Annotated in this window: 13 protein-coding genes and 1 pseudogene; 9 read left to right on the plus strand and 5 right to left on the minus strand. The window is 54.7% G+C overall.

All coding sequences use genetic code 11. The annotated features are described in order from the left end of the window. Nucleotides 1–18: 18 nt before the first annotated feature. From sdhA to DBV39_RS09135, 4 genes are all read right to left on the minus strand, one after another. Entirely contained in the window at nucleotides 19–1797 is a 1779-nt protein-coding gene (sdhA, locus tag DBV39_RS09120; protein WP_108621268.1) for a succinate dehydrogenase flavoprotein subunit, read from the minus strand. 2 nt (nucleotides 1798–1799) lie between these two features. Beyond that, a complete protein-coding gene (gene sdhD, locus DBV39_RS09125) occupies nucleotides 1800–2186 on the minus strand; it encodes a succinate dehydrogenase, hydrophobic membrane anchor protein (protein ID WP_108621269.1) in 387 nt (128 codons plus the stop codon). Nucleotides 2187–2188: 2 nt separating this feature from the next. Further along, entirely contained in the window at nucleotides 2189–2605 is a 417-nt protein-coding gene (sdhC, locus tag DBV39_RS09130; RefSeq protein ID WP_108621270.1) for a succinate dehydrogenase, cytochrome b556 subunit, read from the minus strand. A gap of 127 nt (nucleotides 2606–2732) precedes the next feature. Beyond that, on the minus strand, nucleotides 2733–3506 hold the full coding sequence (locus DBV39_RS09135; RefSeq protein ID WP_108621271.1) for a GntR family transcriptional regulator: 774 nt from the start codon (nucleotides 3504–3506) through the stop codon (nucleotides 2733–2735). Nucleotides 3507–3870: 364 nt separating this feature from the next. On the opposite strand from DBV39_RS09135, the gene DBV39_RS09140 reads away from it, so the two are divergent. From DBV39_RS09140 to acnA, 7 genes and pseudogenes are all read left to right on the plus strand, one after another. Further along, entirely contained in the window at nucleotides 3871–4860 is a 990-nt protein-coding gene (locus tag DBV39_RS09140; RefSeq protein ID WP_108621272.1) for a malate dehydrogenase, read from the plus strand. A gap of 110 nt (nucleotides 4861–4970) precedes the next feature. After that, entirely contained in the window at nucleotides 4971–5861 is an 891-nt protein-coding gene (gene prpB / locus DBV39_RS09145) for a methylisocitrate lyase (protein ID WP_108621273.1), read from the plus strand. Nucleotides 5862–5882: 21 nt separating this feature from the next. Further along, nucleotides 5883–7136, plus strand: a complete 1254-nt coding sequence (prpC, locus tag DBV39_RS09150; protein WP_108621274.1) for a bifunctional 2-methylcitrate synthase/citrate synthase — start codon at nucleotides 5883–5885, stop codon at nucleotides 7134–7136. Nucleotides 7137–7189: 53 nt separating this feature from the next. Beyond that, nucleotides 7190–8640, plus strand: a pseudogene (locus tag DBV39_RS09155) (bifunctional 2-methylcitrate dehydratase/aconitate hydratase). A gap of 51 nt (nucleotides 8641–8691) precedes the next feature. After that, the gene (locus tag DBV39_RS09160; protein WP_108623198.1) at nucleotides 8692–8982 is read left to right on the plus strand and encodes a GNAT family N-acetyltransferase; all 291 of its coding nucleotides are present in this window, start codon (nucleotides 8692–8694) and stop codon (nucleotides 8980–8982) included. Between the two features lie 15 nt (nucleotides 8983–8997). After that, a complete protein-coding gene (locus DBV39_RS09165) occupies nucleotides 8998–11583 on the plus strand; it encodes a bifunctional aconitate hydratase 2/2-methylisocitrate dehydratase (RefSeq protein ID WP_108621275.1) in 2586 nt (861 codons plus the stop codon). 201 nt (nucleotides 11584–11784) lie between these two features. Further along, nucleotides 11785–14496 carry an aconitate hydratase AcnA gene (gene acnA / locus DBV39_RS09170; protein WP_108621276.1) on the plus strand — a complete coding sequence of 904 codons (2712 nt, stop codon included), beginning with the start codon at nucleotides 11785–11787 and terminating at the stop codon, nucleotides 14494–14496. A 143-nt stretch (nucleotides 14497–14639) separates the two neighbouring features. Here acnA and DBV39_RS09175 read toward each other — a convergent pair whose 3' ends face one another. Next, nucleotides 14640–15674, minus strand: a complete 1035-nt coding sequence (locus DBV39_RS09175; protein WP_108621277.1) for a YeiH family protein — start codon at nucleotides 15672–15674, stop codon at nucleotides 14640–14642. Between the two features lie 152 nt (nucleotides 15675–15826). Between DBV39_RS09175 and DBV39_RS09180 the strand changes: the two genes are divergently transcribed. Together DBV39_RS09180 and DBV39_RS09185 are read left to right on the plus strand one after the other, a co-directional pair. Next, nucleotides 15827–16768 carry a LysR family transcriptional regulator gene (locus DBV39_RS09180; RefSeq protein ID WP_108621278.1) on the plus strand — a complete coding sequence of 314 codons (942 nt, stop codon included), beginning with the start codon at nucleotides 15827–15829 and terminating at the stop codon, nucleotides 16766–16768. A gap of 143 nt (nucleotides 16769–16911) precedes the next feature. Beyond that, nucleotides 16912–18117: a DUF2863 family protein gene (locus DBV39_RS09185; RefSeq protein WP_159078884.1), complete on the plus strand. Its 1206-nt coding sequence runs from the start codon at nucleotides 16912–16914 to the stop codon at nucleotides 18115–18117. Nucleotides 18118–18122 lie beyond the last annotated feature (5 nt).

Genomic DNA, 18122 nt, shown 5'->3' on the forward strand with positions numbered 1-18122 from the left:
TTTTATTCCTGAGTCAGATCAGAAGGTTCGGGCTTTCGGCGGAAAGCTGTCGACGGTCAGCGGCTTGAGCTGGACTGGTTTGTAATCCAGCCGATTGCCCTCCGAGTACCAGAGCGTATGACGCATCCACTCCTCGTCGTTGCGCTCAGGGAAGTCATCCAGTGCGTGCGCACCACGGCTTTCCTTGCGCGCGGCAGCCGAGTGAATGGTTGCACGGGCAACCTCAATCATATTCTCGAGCTCAAGCGCCTCGACTCGGGCGGTATTGAATACCTTGGACTTGTCTTTGAAAGCGACATTATCCACCTGAGAGACAAGATCATCGATCAGTTCACAACCCTCGTTGAGCATGTCCAGCGTACGGAACACGCCGCAATGCTTCTGCATTGTCTGGCGAATCGCATTGCCGACCTCCTGCGTACGTTCTCCGCTTTCGCGGTTCTCGAGACGGTTGACACGATCAAGTGATTTCTCGATCGCCGCTTCAGGCGCTGATGCTTGCGAACGTTGACGCTCAAGATGAGAGTTAACGATATGGTTACCCGCTGCACGACCAAACACCACCAGGTCAAGCAAAGAGTTGGTTCCGAGGCGGTTTGCACCATGAACGGAGACCGCCGCCACCTCACCAATCGCATACAGACCGTTGACGATCTTCGATTCGCCGTTCACCCAGTTTACGACCTGACCGTTGTAAGTGGCTGGAACACCACCCATCTGATAGTGAATCGTCGGCACAACCGGGATCGGCTCACGGATCGGGTCAACGTTTCCGAACTTTATCGCAATCTCGCGAATTGAAGGCAGCCGCTTGTTGATGACGTCAGCCCCGAGATGATCAAGCTTAAGAACCACGTAGCTGCCGTCAGGACCACAACCGCGACCTTCCTTGATCTCCTGGTCCATCGACCGTGACACAAAATCGCGTGGTGCCAGATCTTTCAAGGTCGGAGCGTAACGCTCCATGAAACGCTCGCCATCCTTGTTGAGGAGAATGCCACCCTCTCCGCGCACTCCCTCGGTAATCAGCACTCCGGCACCCGCCACGCCAGTTGGGTGAAATTGCCAGAACTCCATATCCTGCAGGGCAATGCCGGCACGCGCAGCCATGCCTTGACCATCGCCCGTATTGATGAACGCGTTGGTCGACGCAGCCCAGATACGGCCTGCACCACCTGTTGCAAGAACGGTGGTCTTCGCCTCAAGAACATAGATCTCGCCCGTTTCCATCTCAAGCGCAGTCACACCAACAACATCACCTTCTTCATTGCGCAGAAGGTCAAGTGCCATCCACTCCACAAAAAACTGTGTACGAGCAGCAACGTTGCGCTGATAAAGCGTGTGCAAAAGAGCGTGACCAGTACGGTCGGCAGCAGCACAGGCTCTCTGCACCGGCTTCTCGCCAAAGTTAGCAGTGTGACCACCGAATGGGCGCTGATAAATAGTGCCATCAGCGTTACGGTCAAAGGGCATACCGAAATGTTCGAGCTCATACACCGCATTGGGTGCTTCACGACACATGAATTCGATTGCGTCCTGATCGCCCAGCCAGTCTGAGCCCTTGATGGTGTCGTACATGTGCCAGTACCAGCTATCCTCACTCATGTTACCCAGCGAGGCACCGATACCGCCTTGTGCAGCAACAGTGTGAGAACGGGTCGGGAAGACCTTGGACAAAACCGCAACAGAAAGACCAGCGTTGGCAAGTTGCAGGGAACACCGCATACCGGACCCGCCGGCACCTACAACCACCACATCAAACTGGCGGCGTGGCAATGATTTTTTGACAGCAACCACGGCTATGCACTCCAGAGAATAACGACAAAGTAAATGACTGAACCAAGCAGCCACAGGATGGTAAGGACTTGCAGCAGCAGGCGAATACCGGCGGGCTTCACATAGTCCATCCAGATGTCACGCACACCGATCCAGGCGTGCCAGCACAGCGAAAAAAATGCAAGCGTGGCGAGGATCTGACCCAGCGGGAACACGCCTCCAATCGAAAACGTAAACAGACTGACCCACCCTTCGTAGGTAAAGCCAGACATGAACAGCACACCAAGAAACAGCACCAGCGTGTAAACCGCCAGAATGACTGCCGTGATCCGTTGAACCAGGAAGTCAAAAGACCCGTAGTGAGCACCAACAACCAGTCGTTTGTTACCAATTTTTTCCGAGGTCGCCATGTTTACCAGACTCCAAACAGTTTGAGCGCAAAAACAAAAGTCAGACCGAGACTGACACCCAGAACCACTCCGGCACTTTTCTTGGCCGATTCCTTGTCCAGGCCGTAATGCAAGTCAAGGACAAGATATCGAATCCCCGCACAGAAATGGTGCAGATAGCCCCAGATAAGAACCAGGAGAATCAACTTCACGATTGTGAACCCTGCAACAACAGACAAGGCATCGAATCCGGCCTGCGAAGAAATGCTCATCGCAAACAGCGGAAGAATGAGCAACGGCAAAGCGAGAAAGAGCAATGCCCCGCTTACACGATGCAGAATCGACACTTTGCCCGCCAGGGGCAACCGGTAATGAGTGGTGATGTCGCCGATGCCAATATTTCTAAACTGGGGGCGAGTTTTGGCAGCACTGTCTGACATGTGGTGGCCTCTGTCTGAGTAATATTCAATCTTTCTTCCTGGGCACAATTTGCGTGGCCAGGCTCTGTGGAGCAACGCAGTATTTTCGCCGATAAGAGGACTTGACTCAAATCGAAAAACAACGCATTTAAATCAATGCATTGCGATAATAATACTCTTCAGTCACATAATGACCATATCGTAATTCTACCGCACGGTCGCCATAAGTATACGAAACCCGGTCGACTCTGAGGACTGGATGACCCGATTCTACGCCTAGCAACTGCCCAATCTCGGTGCATGCGGCAACGGCCCGTATCTTTTCATCGGCGCGCACCATGCTAACCCCAAAACGCGCCTCGAAGAGCCAGTACAGAGGACCTTCGTTCTCTTTGAGGATCTGTAGATTGAGGCCCTTGAACAGGGAAGCGGGTAAATAAATATCATCCACAACCGTCGGCTTGCCCTTGAAGCTGAGCAAGCGTCGTATATATACCAGTCCATCGCCCGGGTGCAGACCCAACTCTCTCGCCATCTCCGCACTCGCGCGAACCTTCCGACAGGCAAGAATTTCGCTATGACCCGGCACAAGCTCCCCGCCCTGGGAGACCAGTCGCAGGAAACGAAATCTGACCAACGCTTCCTGATGCGTTGCAACGAAAGTTCCCTTGCCTTGGCGACGGATCAGAATGTGTTCCGCTGCCAGCTCGTCAATCGCTTTTCTGACTGTCCCCTGGCTCACCTGAAAGCGGGCAGCCAGGTCGATCTCGCTTGGAATCGACTCGCCAGGCTTCCATTCACCCTGATCAAGCGCCTGAACCAGCAAATCCCTGATCTGCCGATAAAGCGGGCTGAAAGCCGCCGGCCCATCCCTTCTTGCTGCTGGTTTGGAAAATGTACCAGATGTCATCCTGCCCTCCATGGCCGTCTGGCGGAGACGTTTCACGTCGTGATTTTTTCAGAGGGCCACAGTCTGTCGCCTGTCGCCTGTCCGCGCGAGCCCACATCGCCCCCCCAGCATTGTTCCACAACTTGCCCCTTATCGCCACAGTCTTATGTCTTATATAAGATATAAGAATCTTGACTCACCATGTACTCTGCGCTAAGATCGTTGACCGGGCCCGCCCTCTCATATTGTTCGCAGGAAAAGTCGCACAACTTGTGCCAGCCCAACTTTCATATCAACGCGACCGGGTCCCCGTTTGAGAAAACCAGCCATCAGTTGCTCTCAAAACGGCTAAACTGAAAGGCTGAATTTCTTTACTGCCACCAACGGAGAATCCTTTATGTCCAAACCCGCCATGCGCGTTGCAGTCACAGGGGCTGCCGGCCAGATTGGCTATGCTTTGCTGTTCAGAATTGCCTCTGGCGAGATGCTCGGCAAAGATCAGCCGGTCATTCTGCAACTGCTCGAGATTCCCGACGAGAAAGCCCAGAAGGCCCTCAAAGGCGTGATGATGGAACTTGACGATTGCGCATTCCCGCTGTTGCAATCGATGAGTGCTCACAGTGATCCCAAAGAAGCCTTCAAAGACGCTGATGTCGCGCTGCTGGTTGGCTCCCGCCCCCGCGGCCCCGGCATGGAGCGCAAGGACCTGCTGACGGTCAATGCACAGATCTTCACTGTTCAAGGCAAGGCCCTGAATGAAGTTGCAAGTCGGGACGTACGTGTGCTGGTCGTCGGAAACCCGGCCAACACGAACGCCTACATTGCGATGAAGTCAGCACCCGACCTGCCCTCAAAGAACTTTACCGCAATGCTTCGCCTGGACCACAACCGCGCACTGTCGCAGTTGGCAACCAAGCTCGGACGTCCTGTTGCAGACATCCAGAAACTCGCGGTCTGGGGTAACCACTCACCCACCATGTACCCCGATTACCGGTTCGCGACAATCGGTGGTCAGAGCGTCGCCAAGATCATCAACGATGATCAGTGGAATCGTGATGTGTTCATTCCCACCGTCGGAAAGCGTGGAGCGGCTATCATCGAGGCGCGCGGTTTGTCTTCGGCAGCATCGGCAGCCAACGCGGCAATTGATCACATCCGGGACTGGGTTCTCGGCAGCGACGGTCGCTGGGTCACGATGGGTATTCCTTCAGATGGCTCGTATGGCATTCCTGAAGAGATCATGTACGGCGTTCCCGTCATTTGCGAGAACGGTGAATACAAACGCGTGACCGACCTCGAGATCGATGCATTTTCTCGTGAACGCATGGACTTCACGCTCAAGGAGTTGCTCGAAGAGCGCGACGGTGTCGCCGATCTTCTGAAGTAATCGTGCCAAGAAGGGCCTGCGAGTGCAGGCCCTTTTTCCAGGGCCCGCCGGCCAGGCTTTATGCAGCACTCATCACTACCAAGCACCCCACCCACCGAGGAGATTGATACATGTCAGGAATCGCTTCAGCAGGCGCCCGATTCAGAAACGCACTTGCACAGGAAAAGCCTCTGCAGATTATCGGGGCTATCAACGCCAATCATGCGCTGCTCGCCAAACGCGCTGGCTACCGGGCGATCTACCTTTCCGGTGGTGGCGTCGCCGCGGGTTCTCTCGGGTTGCCAGATCTGGGCATCAACACTCTGGATGATGTCCTGACGGACGTCCGGCGCATCACTGATGTCTGTGATGTGCCTTTACTGGTTGACATCGATACTGGGCTCGGCCCATCAGCATTCAACATCGCCAGAACGGTGAAGAGTCTGATCAAGTTTGGGGCTGCGGCCTGCCATATTGAAGACCAGGTCGGCGCAAAGCGTTGTGGCCACCGTCCGGGCAAGGAAATCGTTTCCTCGCAAGAGATGAGTGATCGCGTCAAAGCAGCCACCGATGCACGCACAGACGAAAACTTTTTCATTATTGCCAGAACCGACGCCATCGCCGTCGATGGCGTCGATGCCGCGATCGAACGCGCCATCGGGTGCGTGGAAGCCGGCGCCGATGCCATTTTCGCGGAGGCAGCGTACGATCTTGAGACCTTCCAGAAATTTTCGGAAGCAATCGACGTACCACTGCTTGCAAACATTACTGAATTTGGCAAAACACCGCTATTTTCGGTTCAGGAACTTGGCAATGCGGGTGTTGGCATGGTGCTCTATCCCCTGTCGGCATTCCGCGCTATGAACAAGGCGGCCGAAGCCGTCTACGAGAGCATCCGGCGCGACGGTCACCAGCGAAACGTCATTGACATGATGCAAACACGAGAAGAGCTTTACGACCGGATTGGCTACCATGAGTATGAAAGCAAGCTGGATGAACTCTTCGCACAGAAAAAATCCTGATCACGCATAAGGGAGACCTACATGGCAACCTCAAGAAAAACAGCAGCCAAGACCAAGGCCAAGACCGCCGTCAGTAAAACCACTGCGACCAAGGCAACATCTGCCGCTTCTGCAACAGATCCAGCAACCGCAGCACCGGTCACACCGAAGCCCAAAAAGTCGGTTGCTCTGTCTGGCGTAGTCGCCGGCAACACCGCGCTTTGCACGGTCGGCCGTTCAGGCAACGACCTGCACTATCGCGGCTATGACATTCTGGACTTCGCAGATATCAGCGAATTCGAAGAGATCGCTCATCTGCTCATTCACGGAAAGCTGCCGACCAAATCCGAACTCGTTGCCTACAAAGAAAAACTGCGTGCACTGCGCGGCCTGCCGGCACAGGTACAGGCCGCCATGGAGGCACTGCCAGCGGCAAGCCATCCCATGGATGTGATGCGCACGGCAACATCAGTACTCGGTTGCGTGCTCCCTGAAAAGGACGATCACAACATGCCAGGCGCACGTGATATCGCGGACCGCCTGATTGCATGCCTTGGTTCCGCACTCCTCTACTGGTACCAGTACAGCCACAATGGTCGCGTCATTGATGTACAAACCGACGATGACAGTATCGGCGGACACTTCCTGCACCTGCTGCACGGTAAAGAACCCAGCACCGACTGGGTACGTGCCATGCATACATCACTCATTCTTTATGCAGAGCATGAGTTCAACGCATCAACGTTCACCTGCCGTGTCATTGCTGGCACCGGATCCGACATGTACTCGGCTATCACTGGCGGCATCGGCGCTTTGCGTGGTCCCAAGCATGGGGGTGCAAACGAAGTCGCATTCGAAGTCCAGAAGCGCTACGACACACCGGATGAGGCAGAAGCAGACATTCGCGCCCGGGTCGAGAACAAGGAAGTCGTTATCGGTTTTGGACACCCGGTCTACACGATTTCAGATCCCCGCAACAAGGTCATCAAAGACGTCGCTCACAGGCTATCCAAAAAGGCTGGCAGTACCAAGATGTTCGACATCGCTGAGCGTCTCGAGACTGTCATGTGGGACGCCAAGAAGATGTTCCCCAACCTTGACTGGTTCTCAGCCGTCTCATACCACATGATGGGCGTTCCCACCTCGATGTTCACCCCGCTGTTTGTTATCGCACGTACGGCTGGCTGGGCTGCCCACATCATCGAACAGCGAGTCGACAACAAGATCATCCGTCCGACCGCGAATTACGTTGGCCCTGAGAATCGCAAATTTGTTGCGATCGGCAGCCGCAAGTAAGCATACCGGCGCAAAGCCCGTTTTTAGAAACATAGCAGACAGGAAACCGAAACATGTCCTCCCATATTTCAAATGTTCGACCGGAACCGGACCAGGTACTCGTCGACATCGCAGATTACGTCATCAACTACGAGATCAAGAGCCCTCTTGCCTACGAAACCGCACGAAACTGCCTGATCGACACCCTCGGTTGTGGACTGGAAGCACTTGAGTACCCTGCTTGCAAAAAGCTGCTTGGACCCATTGTCCCTGGCACAGTTGTACCCAACGGCGCAAAGGTTCCGGGTACGCAGTTCCAGCTCGATCCCGTTCAGGCTGCGTTCAATATCGGCACGATGATTCGCTGGCTCGACTTCAACGACACATGGCTGGCAGCCGAATGGGGCCACCCATCAGACAATCTGGGCGGCATTCTTGCAACTGCGGACTGGCTGTCCCGCAACGCCGTCGCCATGGGCAAGGCCCCCTGACCATGCGTGACGTATTGACTGGCATGATCAAGGCCCATGAGATCCAGGGCTGCATCGCCCTCGAGAACTCATTCAACAAGGTTGGTCTGGACCACGTCGTGCTGGTCAAGGTTGCATCCACCGCCGTCGTGGCACAGATGCTTGGTCTGACACGTGACGAGATCATCAATGCCGTTTCACTCGCATGGGTTGACGGACAGAGTCTTCGCACCTACCGCCACGCGCCCAATACAGGTAGCCGCAAGAGCTGGGCTGCTGGCGATGCCACCAGCCGCGCCGTGCGTCTGGCTCTGATCGCCAAGACCGGTGAAATGGGTTACCCATCCGTGCTTTCAGCCAAAACCTGGGGTTTTTACGACGTGCTTTTCAAGGGCCAGCCCTTCAAGTTCCAGCGCCCATATAGCAGCTACGTAATGGAAAACGTTCTGTTCAAAATCTCGTTCCCTGCCGAGTTTCACTCACAGACGGCTGTTGAATGTGCCATGCAGATTCATGAGCAACTCAAGGCAGCAGGCAAGTCGGCTGAAGACATCAAGAAGATCACCATCCGTACGCACGAAGCGTGCATCCGTATCATCGACAAGAAAGGCCCACTGAACAACCCGGCTGACCGTGATCACTGCATTCAGTACATGGTTGCTGTGCCTATCCTGTTTGGCCGCCTGACCGCAGGCGACTACGAGGACAGCATCGCGTCTGATTCTCGCATCGACGTTTTGCGAGACAAGATGGAGTGCGTGGAGGACCCCGCGTTTACCAAGGATTATCACGATCCCGAGAAGCGATCCATCGCCAACGCACTGACTGTCGAGTTCAATGACGGCAGCAAACTGGACGAGATCGTCTGCGAATACCCGATCGGACACAAGAGCCGCCGTGGTGATGGCATTCCGTTGCTCGAGGCCAAGTTCCGGACCAACCTGGCACGGATGTTCCCCACCAGACAGCAGCAACGTATTCTGGATATATCCCTTGACCAGGACAGACTCGAGAGCATGCCAGTCCACGAATACGTCGATCTGTACGTAATCTGACCAGGGATCACCTGCAAAGATAACTTTTTTACCAGCAAGACGAGGTTGATCATGCACACCATCGAACACGACAGCCAGACGCAGCGTTTCACGATGCCTGTAGAGGGTCATCACTGCGTACTCGATTACGAACTTGAGGGCACAGTGATGACCATCACGCACACTCGGGTACCGGATGCGCTCGCGGGCCGTGGTCTTGCCGGCACTCTCACCCGCCATGTCCTTGAGTTCGCTCAGGGCAGGCAGTGGCAGGTTGTGCCACAGTGCTCTTACGTTGCAGCCTATATCGTGCGGCACCCTGAGTACCGCAATCTGCTTCAAACCCCTGAAGTTTTTGTTTAGCAAAGGCCTATCATCATGCTAGAAGCTTATCGCCAACACGAAGCCGAGCGCGCAGCGCTTGGTATCCCTGCTCTGCCCCTCACGGCTCAGCAGACAGCAGAACTGATTGAACTGCTCAAATCACCGCCAGAAGGCGAAGAAGATTTTCTGGTCGAGCTAATCACCCACCGCGTACCTGCCGGTGTGGATGACGCTGCCAAAGTCAAGGCATCCTACCTGGCTGCAGTTGCGCTGGGAAAGGAAGTCTGCCCACTCATCACACGCGAGCAAGCAACGGAGTTGCTGGGCACCATGCTCGGCGGCTACAACATCTCGGCGCTGATCGAGCTCATCGATGACCCCGTCGTGGGCAACATTGCCTCTGAAGGCTTGAAGCACACATTGCTGATGTTCGACGCATTCCATGATGTTCAGGAAGCCGCCAGCAACGGTAGCGCCAACGCCAAGGCAGTCCTGCAAAGCTGGGCTGATGCCGAATGGTTCACCAGCAAGCCCGAATTGCCGGAGAGCATCAAGCTGACAGTATTCAAAGTTTCAGGTGAAACCAATACAGATGATCTGTCACCGGCACCCGATGCCTGGACACGCCCTGACATCCCGCTGCATGCACTTGCCATGCTCAAGAACCCCCGTCCTGGCATCGAGCCTGACGAGCCTGGCAAGACCGGCCCGATCAAGCTGATCGAGAAACTGAAAGAAAAAGGCAACCTGATCGCCTATGTTGGTGATGTGGTGGGCACGGGATCATCCCGTAAATCTGCAACCAACTCGGTTCTCTGGTTCACAGGTCAGGACATTCCTTACGTTCCCAACAAACGGTTTGGTGGCTTCTGTCTCGGCAGCAAGATCGCTCCGATCTTCTACAACACCATGGAGGACGCCGGCGCACTGCCAATCGAGCTCGATGTCTCCAAAATGGAGATGGGCGATGAAATTGAACTTCGTCCGTACGAAGGCAAGGCGCTCAAGAACGGTGAAGTGATCGCCGAGTTCCAGGTCAAGTCAGACGTGTTGTTCGACGAAGTGCGTGCCGGCGGAAGGATTCCGCTTATTGTTGGTCGTGGCCTGACAACCAAAGCACGCGAAGCACTTGGACTTGAGCCATCAACTGTTTTCCGTTTGCCCAGCAATCCGGTCGACAGCGGTAAAGGTTTCACGCTGGCACAGAAGATGGTTGGTCGTGCCTGCGGACTACCTGAAGGCCAGGGCGTGCGTCCAGGCACATACTGCGAGCCCAAGATGACATCGGTCGGAAGCCAGGATACCACCGGCCCGATGACTCGCGACGAACTGAAAGATCTCGCTTGCCTTGGATTCTCCGCAGATCTGGTCATGCAGTCTTTCTGCCACACAGCGGCATACCCCAAGCCTGTGGACGTCAAGACACACCACACACTGCCTGAGTTCATCAGCACGCGTGGCGGCATTTCGTTACGCCCGGGTGATGGTGTGATTCACTCCTGGCTCAACCGCATGCTGTTGCCTGACACTGTCGGCACGGGTGGTGACTCACACACCCGTTTCCCGATCGGAATCAGCTTCCCGGCTGGTAGCGGTCTGGTAGCGTTTGCTGCTGCGACTGGCGTGATGCCGCTTGACATGCCTGAGTCTGTCCTGGTCCGGTTCACCGGGAAGATGCAACCTGGTGTCACACTGCGTGATCTGGTAAACGCAATCCCCCTCTACGCGATCAAGAACGACCTGCTGACGGTTGAGAAGCAAGGCAAGAAAAACATCTTCTCCGGCCGGATCCTGGAAATCGAGGGCCTGCCAGACCTCAAGGTTGAACAGGCGTTCGAACTCTCCGACGCATCGGCAGAGCGCTCGGCTGCTGGCTGCACCGTGCACCTGAACAAGGAGCCGATCGCCGAGTTCCTCAGAAGCAACATCGTCATGCTCAAATGGATGATTGCCAACGGCTATGAGGACGAGCGCAGCATCGTCCGTCGGATCAAGGCGATGGAAGCATGGCTGGCTGATCCACAACTGCTCAAGGCAGATCCGGACGCCGAGTACACATCCGTGATTGAGATAAACATGGACGAGATCGTCGAACCGATTGTCGCGTGCCCGAACGATCCCGACGATGTCAAGACTCTCTCAGATGTTGCCGGCGCGAAGATTGACGAAGTATTCATCGGTAGCTGCATGACCAATATCGGTCACTTCCGTGCAGCATCCAAGCTTCTCGAAGGAAAGCGTGACATCCCTGTCAAGCTGTGGGTGGCACCGCCGACCAAGATGGACGCACAGCAACTGACTGAAGAAGGTCACTACGGGGTGTTTGGAACGGCTGGCGCCAGAACAGAAATGCCAGGGTGCTCGCTCTGCATGGGTAACCAGGCTCAAGTTCGTGAAGGGGCAACCGTGATGTCCACCAGCACCCGCAACTTCCCCAACCGTCTGGGCAAGAACACCAATGTCTATCTCGGTTCGGCGGAACTGGCAGCAATCTGCTCGCGTCTGGGCAGGATTCCGACCCGTGAGGAATACATGGCTGACATTGGGGTGATCAACGAGAACGGCAGCGAAGTCTATCGCTACCTGAACTTTGATCAGATTGCCGACTACAAAGATGTCGCAGACACGATTGATGCCTGATTGAATCAGCGTTAATCAATACCGATCCCGCCAGTTACCTGGCGGGATTTTTTTTAAAATTTGCAGTCTCAGATCAAGATGCCTTCGACGACAAAGTGAGGACCATTGCACAAACCGATATCCGGGCGCAACATGCCGGGATGCTTTATCCCCACGGTGGCTTGATATATCCTAGAGACAATGACAACAAGGAGTCCGGACATGACTGCCAATAATCCATTCAACACATTGACATCTCTGAAGGTGGGTGACAAGAAAGGTTATTACTACTCACTACCCAAACTGGCCAAGGCACTCGATGTCGACATCAACAGCCTGCCGGTATCCATCCGAGTTGTGCTGGAATCAGTCCTGCGAAACTGCGATGGCAAGAAGGTGACTGAACAACATGTCAAGCAGCTCGCGAAGTGGAAACCCAAGGCCAAACGCACCAGCGAGATTCCATTTGTCGTGGCGCGAGTTGTCTTGCAGGACTTCACAGGCGTGCCGCTACTGGCTGACCTCGCAGCGATGCGTGCTGTGGCAGATCAGACAGGCAAGTCTGCGAAATCGATCGAACCTCTGGTTCCTGTTGATCTGGTCGTCGACCACTCGGTGATGATCGACTATTTCGGGACCAAGGATGCGCTGGATCTGAACATGAAGGTCGAGTTCGAACGCAACAAGGAACGTTACCAGTTCCTCAAGTGGGGAATGCAGGCATTCGACACATTCGGGGTGGTCCCACCAGGATTCGGTATTGTTCACCAGGTCAACCTGGAGTATCTTGCCCGTGGCGTACATCATGACCCGAAAACAGATGTTTACTATCCTGACACGTTAGTCGGAACCGACAGCCACACCACCATGATCAACGGTATCGGCGTAGTCGGCTGGGGAGTCGGTGGCATCGAAGCCGAGGCTGGCATGCTCGGTCAACCGGTGTATATGTTGACACCTGACGTGGTTGGCGTTGAGCTCAAAGGCCAACTGAGAGGCGGAGTGACTGCAACAGACCTGGTCTTGACAATCACTGAAATGCTGCGCAAAGAGAAGGTCGTTGGCAAGTTTGTCGAATTCTGTGGTGAAGGAACTGCGAGCCTGTCGGTCACAGATCGAGCCACAATCGGAAACATGGCACCAGAGTATGGCGCAACGATGGGGTTTTTCCCGGTTGACGAACGCACCATCGAATATTTCCGTGGTACTGGACGTACGGATCAAGAGATCGAAGCGCTAGAAGCCTACTTCCGGGCACAAAAAATGTTTGGCGTCCCCAAAGCCAAAGACATCCAGTTTACGAAACTACTTTCACTGGATCTCGGAACTGTTTCCCCATCACTTGCCGGGCCCAAGCGGCCGCAGGACCGGATTGAACTGAGCAGTGTAAAACAGACATTCAAGAAACTGTTTAGTGCCCCGGTCGCCGAAAACGGGTTCAACCAGCCGGTGGACAAGTTTGATCTGGAATTTGAAACCCCGGAATCTGGCGTGATCCGCAACGGCGACATCCTGATCGCTGCGATCACGTCTTGCACCAACACATCTAACCCGAGCGTGATGCTCGCAGCCGGACTGGTCGCCAAGAAGGCGATCAAGGCTGGACTCACTGTACCGAGTTACGTCAAAACATCCCTGGCCCCCGGCTCCAGGGTCGTCACCGACTACCTCAAGAAAACCAAGCTGCTACCGTATCTGGAAAAGCTGGGGTTTGACGTCGCGGCGTACGGATGCACGACGTGTATCGGCAATGCCGGTGACCTGGCTGCGGACATTAACGAAGCCATCACCGAGAACCAGCTTGTCTGTGCTGCCGTACTGTCGGGCAACCGTAACTTTGAAGCCCGAATTCACCCGAACGTCAAAGCCAACTTTCTGGCATCTCCCCCTCTGGTTGTGGCCTATGCGATCGCGGGCACCATCAAGAAGGATCTGATGACTGAGCCGGTCGGCATCGGCAAGAATGGCAAAGAGATTTACCTTGGAGACATCTGGCCTTCCACCGAGGAAATTAACGAATTGCTGGCCTTCGCAATGGATGCCGACGTGTTTCGCAAGAACTACGCCAATGTGCGCAAGAATCCCGGAAAACTCTGGGAGAGCATCAAAGGCATCGAAGGCGATCTGTACAACTGGCCTGAATCAACGTACATCGCCAAACCACCGTTCTTTGATGACTACACATCCGAACCCAAAGCGATTCCAGTCGTCAAGCAGGCACGTGCCCTCGGGATCTTTGGGGACTCGGTCACAACCGACCATATTTCACCAGCGGGCTCGATCAAGGATACCTCTCCGGCAGGCCAGTGGCTACTGGAAAATGGCGTACGCAAAGCTGATTTCAACAGCTATGGGTCACGCCGAGGCAATCATGAAGTCATGATGCGAGGTACATTCGCCAACGTCAGGATCAAGAATCTCATGATTCCGCCTCTTGCTGATGGCAGCCGTTTTGAAGGTGGAGACACGATATATCAGCCGACCGGGCAGCAAATGTCGATATATGATGCAGCTATGGCCTACCAGGCTGCAAACGTACCGACGATTGTTTTCGGTGGCGAGGAGTATGGCACGGGATCTTCGCGTGACTGGGCTGCCAAAGGAACCATGTTGCTTGGTGTCAAAGCGGTCGTTGCTCGCAGCTTCGAGCGAATTCATCGCAGCAACCTGGTTGGCATGGGCGTGCTGCCACTTCAGTTCAAGGGTAGCGAAAGTGCTGAATCTCTTGGCATCACAGGTCACGAGACCTATGATATTGAAGGGCTGGAGAATGGCATCAAACCGCAGCAGGATGTCACACTGGTGATCCACCGTGAAGATGGCAAAACCGACAAAGTGAAAGTCTTGCTGAGAATCGACACACCGATTGAAGTGGACTATTACCAGCACGGTGGCATTCTGCCATTTGTTCTACGTGAGTTGCTGCAGGACTGACCCTGCTCCGGCCATCCTGGTCTTAAAAAATGGAGGGTGACCCTGGGTCAACCCTCCATTTTTATGTCCGGTCAGAAAATCATCTTCCCGACGGACCTCTCACTGTCCGGATCGCCTGCAGTGCCCGGGCCATTTGCTCTGCCCTACCCGACGAGCCAGACCAACCCACCCGTAATACAGAACAAAGCGACGAACAAGACAGCGGCGAGTAGCATAACCTTCGGTCCCGCCTTACGAAACTGAGCAAAACGCGTTTCCATCCCCAGGGCCGTCATCGCCATGGTCAGCAGAAAAATGTCGATTGCTCTGAGCGTTGACAACATGTCAGGCGGAATCACGTCAGCTGAGTTGATCAGCGCAAGCACCAGAAACCCGATCGCAAACCAGGGAACTGGCAACTTCGCTTTACTTCCATCTGAGCTGACGCTAGTACGCTGAAGCCATAACCCGATGACGAGCAGTAGCGGTACCAGCAACGCTACCCGAGTCATCTTGACGATCGTCGCCACTTCGGTCGTTGCCGGATCAATACTGCTGGCAGATGCCACGACCTGGGCGACCTCATGAATGCTGCCACCAATAAAGATCCCCAGCGCCTGACCCTCCCATGGAAGCCAGCCCGCCTGATAAAGGATCGGATAAATAAACATCGAAATGGTGCCAAACAGAACAACAGTCGCGACTGCAACCGCGCTCTTGTGAGGGGCTGACCGCAGTGTCGATTCAAACGCCAGGACCGCCGCCGCACCGCAAATCGCACTCCCCGCAGCCGTCAGCATCGACGTGTCGCGATCAAGACCTAGCCAGCGCGTACCCAGCCAGGTACCGAGTGCCAGAATCCCGATGGCCACGCCAATCGAAACCACTACTCCTGGCATACCCACTTCGATGATCTGCTGGATGCTGATATTCAACCCATAAAACGCCACAGCCACCCGCAAAATCCGCTTTGCTGTGAACTGAACCCCCGCCGACCAGTCTGCCGGCATGCTGCCCCGAAGGAAGTTACCGTAAAGCATGCCACACACAATGCCGATAACCAGAGGACTCAGGCCTAGCACTCTGATGGCTGGCAGGCCTGCCAGTTGAGTGACCGCAAATGCCATCAGCGCCACAAACAAGACACCGTTGATTCTGTCTCGCCAAACTTGGTAACCAGGCTGCGCAATCGTCGTCATTTCTCTTCTTATATCAATATTTGTAAATAATTTCAGGCTATAAAGATACGCAATCTCAATCGATAATTAAAGCTGTTATTTCTTATACTAATCATCGATAATTATTATGTTTAGTTCATACCACCAGAATCAATCCATATGCGAGACCGAGCATGACTCCTGATCAGCTGATCACTTTCAGCGTAGTGGCCGAGTTACTCAACATCAGCCAGGCAGCCCGTCAACTGCATTTGTCACAACCGGCTGTCTCAGGACAACTGCAGGCACTTCAACAATCTTTTGGTGAGCCGCTGTACCATCGACACGGAAGAGGTATCCAGCTCACGCCTGCCGGTCGGGAGTTACTGGAGATCGCACTCCGTGTCCGGCAGGCCATGCTTGAGGCCAGGGAGCTAAAGCGCGTCAGCCAGGCACTCGAGCATGGTCTGCTGCGTCTCGGTGCAAGTACGACACCCGCAAGTTACCTCCTGCCCGGCCTGGTCGCTGGCTTTCGGCGCACATTTCCCGGTGTCAGTGTGCAGATGTTTACCGGCAACAGCCAGCAGGTACTGGAACGGATTGGAGATCTTGACCTGGTTTTTGTAGAGGGCGAGCTTGACGAACAGACTCTGGCAGAGCACCGCATCCGTGACTGGCGGCAGGACGAAGTCGTGGCGATCGTGCGGCGAGATCATCCACTTTGCACTTCACCCGCTACCACACTCAGACGACTCGCCAGCGAGTTCCTGGTGATGCGCGAGCAGGGCTCCGGCGTCAGACGAATGATTCTGGATTGTTTTGCGTCGCATGACTTGCCCTTGCCAGAGTATCTGGAACTCGCCGGCGTTGAGGGCGTGAAAGAAGGAGTCCGGGCCGGGCTCGGTGTGGGCTTTGTATCAAATCTTTCACTGAGTCATGAGGATGGCTCGCTGGCGGGCATCCGAATTGGAAAAGGTTTGAATCGCACAATCCGGATCGTCGAGCCGGGAGGACGAACACTTGCTCGAACGGCAGCCATGTTTCTTGAAAGGCTCGAAACACCAGAGACAGATAGCACCCTGAATCCAGAACAACGGGGCGAAACCCGGTCCGCAGACGTATCGCCTGCCGACTGAGAGGGTTAAAATGCAGCTTTGATTAGCGAGGCTGTGACGACCGCCTGATTGCGGTCAGCAACATGCATCTCTCGTCGCAGACGCCCACCGCAACCGCATGTTCCGGTTTCAACCTGTTTTTACCCAAGGCTCCATTCAGACCCATGCCCAAACCAAACATCAGCAAGCCAGGTAAATCTACAAGCGCAAAACTAACGCGACAGATTCTCGCATCGGCGCTTGCGTTCACGAATTCGGAATCTCTCTACGAAGAAAACCACTGGATTCGTGTCATTGACAAGGATCTGCTGAAGTTACTTGACCGCAAGAAAGAGCGAGAGGTTGAACAGCTTATGAACGAGCTGACGACAATCGACCCTGAGAGTTCCGCGCTGGTATTTGAACGTTTGCAATACCTAACGGAGTTTGCCACTTTTAAGGACCCGAAAACAGGCGATGCTGTCGATTGTCTACTGATGACAGCACCTATGCTTGTCTGGACCCGCTACACCATTCCTGATGTAACACTCGGCGAGAAGGAACTATCGCATTTGATCGAAGGATTGAAGCAGCATGCTTTTGCGCCGGATGTTCAAGTGCACTGTCTTCCAAAATTCCTGAGCACATTTGAGATGCCGCTGGAATTCACCCGGACCAGGCATTGGTTGCAGACACTTGGGAGCGCTGCACTCCAGGGAACCGGACAGCAGCCCAAGCCGGAGCCGTACCCTGAGGGCGTATCCCTGCTGGCTGACTCGAGACACCTCGTCATGGTTGCCATCGCGCCGCAGGACAGCCCGATTTTTCGCTGGATAGCGAGTTCTTCTGTCACACGAGCAGATGTTCTCCTGGCGTGGCAACAGTATGCGCAGGCTGCCCTGGCGGACTTATTCCCTGGATGTCAGATTGAAGCTGTACTGCCTGATGCATACCATTCAAGCGATTCTTCTGCACGAGAGACTTTGCGCCCAATCGGAATAAAAGCCTCAGTCGACTGGCTGCAAACGGCCTTGAATATCACCCCGGCACTGCTTCGCGCCAACATCATGCGTTTCGGCGATGATCAATACCGGGAATTCAGGATTGGATACAGCCGCAAGGGCGATCCGGATGTGTTCTTTGGCACGATCTGGCCATCGAACTATATCAACGGGTTTACCGAAGATGAAAATGACGACACTCAGATACTGGAACAGATCACGAGTGCCTTGAATGCTGCTGGTATCCGTGACATCCGAGTCCTTCCAGGTCTGGCCCCGAGCGAATATTGCGGGGATTGTGGCGCTGCCATGTTGCCCAATCAGGAAGGCGACATCGTTCACCCGGAGATGCCTGACGAAGCCTTTGACATGCCGCAACATTTTCACTGAGCGTG

Source organism: Orrella marina (assembly GCF_003058465.1).
Lineage (GTDB): Bacteria > Pseudomonadota > Gammaproteobacteria > Burkholderiales > Burkholderiaceae_B > Algicoccus > Algicoccus marinus.